This is a genomic window from Pseudomonas sp. CM25 (assembly GCF_013179705.1).
GTDB lineage: Bacteria > Pseudomonadota > Gammaproteobacteria > Pseudomonadales > Pseudomonadaceae > Aquipseudomonas.
This window is the reverse complement of sequence record NZ_JABMCW010000359.1, coordinates 1-5,183: the sequence shown is the minus strand read 5'-3', so window position 1 is coordinate 5,183 and position 5,183 is coordinate 1. Positions and strand designations below refer to the sequence as shown.

Annotated in this window: 6 protein-coding genes and 1 pseudogene; 3 read left to right on the top strand and 4 right to left on the bottom strand. The window is 63.7% G+C overall.

Annotated features, from left to right (window positions below; all coding sequences use genetic code 11):
• The 3 genes and pseudogenes from HP546_RS25465 to HP546_RS25455 all read left to right on the top strand — a co-directional run.
• Nucleotides 1–936: pseudogene (locus HP546_RS25465) on the top strand (curlin); the annotation flags it as partial.
• Nucleotides 937–1,157: 221 nt separating this feature from the next.
• Nucleotides 1,158–1,805 (top strand): DNA oxidative demethylase AlkB, encoded by a 648-nt coding sequence (alkB, locus tag HP546_RS25460; RefSeq protein ID WP_172231159.1) that lies wholly within the window; start codon nucleotides 1,158–1,160, stop codon nucleotides 1,803–1,805.
• 159 nt (nucleotides 1,806–1,964) lie between these two features.
• Entirely contained in the window at nucleotides 1,965–2,252 is a 288-nt protein-coding gene (locus HP546_RS25455; RefSeq protein ID WP_172231156.1) for a hypothetical protein, read from the top strand.
• Between the two features lie 63 nt (nucleotides 2,253–2,315).
• Here the strand turns inward: HP546_RS25455 and HP546_RS25450 are convergent, their stop codons facing one another.
• The 4 genes from HP546_RS25450 to HP546_RS25435 form a co-directional block, all read right to left on the bottom strand.
• On the bottom strand, nucleotides 2,316–2,576 hold the full coding sequence (locus HP546_RS25450; RefSeq protein WP_172231153.1) for a DUF1652 domain-containing protein: 261 nt from the start codon (nucleotides 2,574–2,576) through the stop codon (nucleotides 2,316–2,318).
• A gap of 186 nt (nucleotides 2,577–2,762) precedes the next feature.
• A complete protein-coding gene (locus tag HP546_RS25445) occupies nucleotides 2,763–3,692 on the bottom strand; it encodes a DNA-3-methyladenine glycosylase (protein WP_172231150.1) in 930 nt (309 codons plus the stop codon).
• Nucleotides 3,693–3,765: 73 nt separating this feature from the next.
• Nucleotides 3,766–4,653, bottom strand: coding sequence for a pirin family protein (locus HP546_RS25440; protein ID WP_172231147.1), 888 nt, complete (start codon nucleotides 4,651–4,653; stop codon nucleotides 3,766–3,768).
• Nucleotides 4,654–4,749: 96 nt separating this feature from the next.
• A partial coding sequence (locus HP546_RS25435; protein WP_172231144.1) for an alpha/beta fold hydrolase occupies nucleotides 4,750–5,183 on the bottom strand: 434 nt, incomplete at its 5' end.

Sequence of the window (5,183 nt, the reverse complement as noted above, 5' to 3'; positions counted from 1 at the left end):
CAGGACAACTACGCCGCCGCCGAGCACCTGAACCACATCGATGGCGATGTCCAGATCTACCAGGACGGCCGCGAAAACTGGGCCTATGGCGACCAGCGCGACGGTACTGGCGGCACCATCGGCATTGGTCAGTACGGCACCGGCAACTCGGCGGAAGTGTGGCAGGACACACAGATCGGCAGCCAAGCCGCCGTCACCCAGACCGGGCAGCTCAACGAAGCCTATATCGACCAGAGCTTCGGCGCTGACAACAAGGTCAGCCTGTCACAGCAGGGCCGTGCCAACGCCAGCTGGTCGGATCAGTTCGAAACCAACAATTCGAACACTACCATTACCCAGACCGGTAACAACAACCTGCACTACACCTACCAGAACGGCGAAAACCTCAGCCTTACCATCAACACCAAGGGCAACGGCAACACCATCACCGCCAGCAACTGGAAAGGCGCCAAGATGGGCGGCCAGTTCGGCGCCAACCAGACCGCCACCATCAACCAGAACGGTACCGGCAACGGCGTCAACCTGACCCAGAATGGTGAAAACCACGTGGCCACGCTGAACCAGAAAGGCACCGGCAACCAGATGCAGACCAAGCAGGCCGACAGCAACAACGAGTTGTACTTCGAGCAGAACGGCACCGACAACATCCTGATTGCCGACCAGCGTGGTACCGACAACTATGCCTACGGCAACAGCCAGGGCACTGGCAACAGCATCACCCTGGACCAGTCCGGCTACAGCAACCAGAGCTACACCAACCAGCTGTATGGCAGTGGCAACGAAGCCACCATCAAACAGGCTGACAGCATCAACGTCGCCTACGTGACCCAAGGGGGCCAGGGCAACAAGGCGTTCGTCGACCAGAGCGGTATGGCTCAAACCGCCACCATCAGCCAGCTGGGCAGCGCCAACATGGCTACTGTGACCCAGAAGTAGACGGCTCCCCCTTGAACCGCGGTGCTTCTCTCCCTGGTGCCGCGGTTCCTTTTTTTCCTGCCCTGTTTGTTTTTTTACGCGGCCTGTTCGCGGGTGAGCCCGCTGCCATAGGTCTCCACTGCCTCAGGCCTGTGCAGAACCTGCGGGAGCGGGTTCACCCGCGAGTAGGCCAGACCTGCCAAGCACATTACAATGGTCAAAACCTGACCTGACCCTCCCCCATGATCCAGTCCGACCTCGATCTGTTCGGCCCCCAGCCGCAACGCCTGGCCAGCCACACCGTGCTGCTACCCGGCTTTGCCCTGGCCGAAATGGAGCCACTGCTCGACGCCCTGCGCCCGGTGCTGCGTGCCGCGCCGTTCCGGCACATGACCACCCCCGGGGGCCTGCGCATGGCGGTGGGCCTGACCAACTGTGGTGCGCTGGGTTGGGTGAGTGATGAACACGGTTACCGCTACAGCCGTTGCGACCCGCTCAGCGGCGAGCCTTGGCCCGCGCTGCCTGCGCTGCTGCTGAACCTCGCAACCCGCGCCGCAGCCATGGCCGGCTTTGACGGTTTTGTGCCCGATGCCTGCCTGGTCAACCACTACCTGCCCGGCACCCGCCTGAGCCTGCACCAGGATCGCGACGAGCAGGACTTCGCCCAGCCCATCGTGTCGGTATCGCTGGGCTTGCCGGCGGTGTTCCTGTTTGGTGGCCTGCAGCGTGCCGACAAGACCCGGCGCATCCCGCTGAACCACGGCGATGTGCTGGTCTGGGGTGGCGAAGACCGTTTGCGGTTCCATGGCGTGCTGCCGATCAAGCCCGGCGTGCACCCGCGTCTGGGTGAACGGCGTATCAACCTGACGTTGCGCAAGGCCGGTGGCTGAAGCTGGCAGGCAACCCACCGTTCAGCACCCGTGGCTGAAACACGTTGAACATCTTCGCCAGGCAGGCTTCAAATACCTTGTCGCGCCTTAGCTTTGCCTGGAGCTTGCCATGCCTAACCCGCCTTACCCTTCACACCTTCAATACGGAGTGCCGCGCCCATGAAAATGCCCGGCCGTTCGCCCAACGCCTCGCTGCAACTCGATTACGTGCGCGACACCCTGTTTGGCCCTGTGGCCCAGAGCGTGGAGTGCGAATGCCAGATGGCCGACCTGACCCTCAAAGGGCGGCCGGGGTTGCGCCTGCATATCTGCCCGCCGCTGCCCGACAAGGTCGAGCGGGCGCACAGCGTGGCTTTCGTCTGGGACGGGCGCAGCTATCGGGGAGTGGTGCGCGACAAGGGTAAATGCGGAGACGGCGGCATGAACCTGCTGCTGGAGTTGCTATAGGTTCAGTCTGAGGCGGGGCCAGATGTCCCCGGCCAGCCTGGACTGGCCGGGGCACAGGCTCCCTCAGGCAATGGCCTTGAGGGGGACCGGGTGGCTCGCGCGTAACGCGTGGAGCTGCGCCACCAGCGTGACCAGGTCCCGGCAACTGTTCAGGTTGTGCAGCGGGACCCCGCTCAGGGTCACGCCTGCTTCGAGACTCTGGCCCTGACCCAGGCGGATAGTCAGGTTGGCGCCATCCGGGCAACTGACTTCACAACGGTCGGGCAGGCAGGCCTGCTCGATCATTTGCCGCATCTCTAGCATCGAAACTCCAATCAACGACATGGTACGACCCTCTCTGTGGGATGGCCTGTTGTGTTTGAGTACACCTTTGTCAGGCAGGGCGCCAATTGATATTGCGCATGCCCGGGCAGGCGTCCATGCGCCGGGGCAATGATCTTTCGGGGGAATCATCTAGCACCTTAGTGGAAGATCCGCAGACACTGGGGGTGTTCGATCGCAATCGCGCACTTAACGACGAGCGGTCTCGCCTGTGGCCAACGACGCCCACAGATGCTGGGCTGCATAGGCTCGCCAAGGTCGCCATGCCAATGCCCGATCAGCCAATTGCGCATCAGCCCCCTCCAGCAAGCGCAACGCCTTGACCAGGGCCACATCGCCCAGCGGCATCGCGTCGGCAGCGCCGGCCTGGCGCAGGGCAAGGTACTGCGCACTCCATGGGCCGATGCCTTTGAGTTTGCAGAGGTTACCCAGCACCACATCCAGCACTTGCCCTGTGCGCAACAGGCCCGGTTCGGCGAGCAAGGCATTGGCCAGCGTGCCCAGGGTGGCGGCCCTTGCCTTGGGCATGCCCAGGTTCTCGAACCGGGCAGCCGCCAGCACTGACAAAGCAGGGAAAACGTGGCTCAACCCCGGCGCCGAGAGACGCAGCGGGACACCGTGGCGTTGCACCAGCCGGCCGGCCAGGGTCATGGCGCCGGCGACGCTGATCTGCTGCCCGAGTACCGTGCGCATCGCCTGCTCGCAAGCGTCCCAGCCTTGCGGTACACGCAGGCCTGGACGCTGTTGCAGCAGCCGGGCCATCAGTGGGTCACGAGATAGCTCGGCAGCGATGCGCACAGGGTCGGCGTCAAGGTTGAATACCCGGCGAAGCCTGGCGATCAGGCCGGGTAGCGCAGCGCAGGGCACCCCTTCAAGGCGAACCTGCAGGCGTTGGTCAGGTAAAGGGGTGGCGTGCATCACCGCGTGTTGACCGGCAATCACCAACGAGCGGCTGTAGGTGCCGTCGAGGCAGGTTTCGATGCCAGGGATACAGCGGGCGGCGAGGAATGCCACGGTCGAAGCCCAGTGGTAGGGGGCACGGTAGCGCAGCCACAGTATGTGGTGGTGTGGGGTAGGAAGTGATCGGCGCACGGCGTGCAGGCGGGTGAGCTTGGGCATGGCTGCATCATGCCAGCAAACCGGTAGCCTGTACCGGCCTTGTCGCCGGTACGGGCGATTCAATCCGCCATGATCAATGCGCAGCGCCGTCCCGCGCATCCTGCATTTGCCCAAACCTTCCGGCATGGAAATCGTCGAACGACTCGGCAATCTCGGCCTGGCTGTTCATCACGAACGGGCCGTAGCCGACGATTGGCTCATCGATCGGTTCCCCGCTGAGCAGCAGCACACTGGCACCTTCCGGCGCCTCGAGGGTAATGTCCTCGCCAGCCGGGTCAAGCAGCACCAGGCTGGAGGGGCCGGCCTCGCGCTCGCCGTTGACCCGCACGGTCCCGCGCAACACCACCAACGCCGCGTTGCGCCCTGCGGCCACCGGCAGCTGCAAGGCTGCACCAGCAGTCAGGCGCAGGTCCCACACATCCATTGCGGTAAAAGTCCGCGCCGGGCCTTGGTGCCCAAGGTAGTTACCGGCAATGACCCGCAAGCTACCGCCCTCGCCGTCCAGTGCAACCACCGGGATGTCGTTGGCCAGCAGCGTCTGATACCCGGCCGCTGCCCGCTTGTCCCGCGCCGGCAGGTTGACCCACAGCTGTACCATTTCCAGCGTGCCGCCGCTGCGGGCGAAGGCTGGGGAGTGGAACTCTTCATGGATGATGCCATTGGCGGCGGTCATCCACTGCACGTCCCCAGGGCCGATCAGACCGCCAGCGCCGGTGGAGTCACGGTGCTCCAGCTCGCCCTGATAGACGATGGTCACAGTCTCAAAGCCGCGGTGCGGGTGCTGGCCGACACCCCGTCGTGCAGCAGTCGGGGTGAAATCATGGGGGCCGGCATAGTCAAGCAGCAGGAACGGGCTGATCTGGCTGGCCAGGTTGTCGTAGGTGAACAGGCTGCGCACCGGAAAACCATCCCCCACCCAATGAGCGTGCGGGTTGCGGTGGATACCCAGAATCTTTTTCATGAGAAGGCTCCTCTCTTGGCTGGGATAACCTTATCAATGATGTCAATCGGGCGGTAGTCAGCCGTTTTGGCATGCATCGTTCCATGGATGGAACAATCAGCCCTGCAAGAAATCGAGCACCTGATCAGCTGCCTTGCCAGGGTCCTCCTGCATGAAACAATGCCCGCCCGCTACCTGTTGCGCAGTCACATTCGGGTTGAGCGCCGCCAGCCGACTTACCGAGTGTGGCACGAAGGGATAGGTGTGCTCGCCATACAACACCTGCGTAGGGGTGCTGATCGCAGCAAGGCTTGCCCACATGCGCCTGGGGAACGAGCTGAATATTTCCACCTCACGGCTGGGCCGGCATTTGAGGACCACCGCTTCGCCGCAATCACCGATGGCATGTTCGACATAGGCCTGCAGCGCCGCATCCGCCCAGCCCTTGAAGATGCCACGGCCTTGCAGTGAAGCGAGCGCCGCTTCGCGATCAGGCCAGTGGCTGCGCCGGCTCGCGGCCTTGCGCGCCAGGGCGTGGCGCTGGTGCAGGC

What these genes read in the sequence shown, in the direction of transcription:
- alkB (WP_172231159.1), top strand. Translation starts at nt 1,158, where the DNA reads ATGATCCAGTCCGACCTCGATCTGTTCGGCCCCCAGCCGCAACGCCTG.
- HP546_RS25455 (WP_172231156.1), top strand. Translation starts at nt 1,965, where the DNA reads ATGAAAATGCCCGGCCGTTCGCCCAACGCCTCGCTGCAACTCGATTAC.
- HP546_RS25450 (WP_172231153.1), bottom strand. Translation starts at nt 2,576, where the DNA reads ATGTCGTTGATTGGAGTTTCGATGCTAGAGATGCGGCAAATGATCGAG.
- HP546_RS25445 (WP_172231150.1), bottom strand. Translation starts at nt 3,692, where the DNA reads ATGCCCAAGCTCACCCGCCTGCACGCCGTGCGCCGATCACTTCCTACC.
- HP546_RS25440 (WP_172231147.1), bottom strand. Translation starts at nt 4,653, where the DNA reads ATGAAAAAGATTCTGGGTATCCACCGCAACCCGCACGCTCATTGGGTG.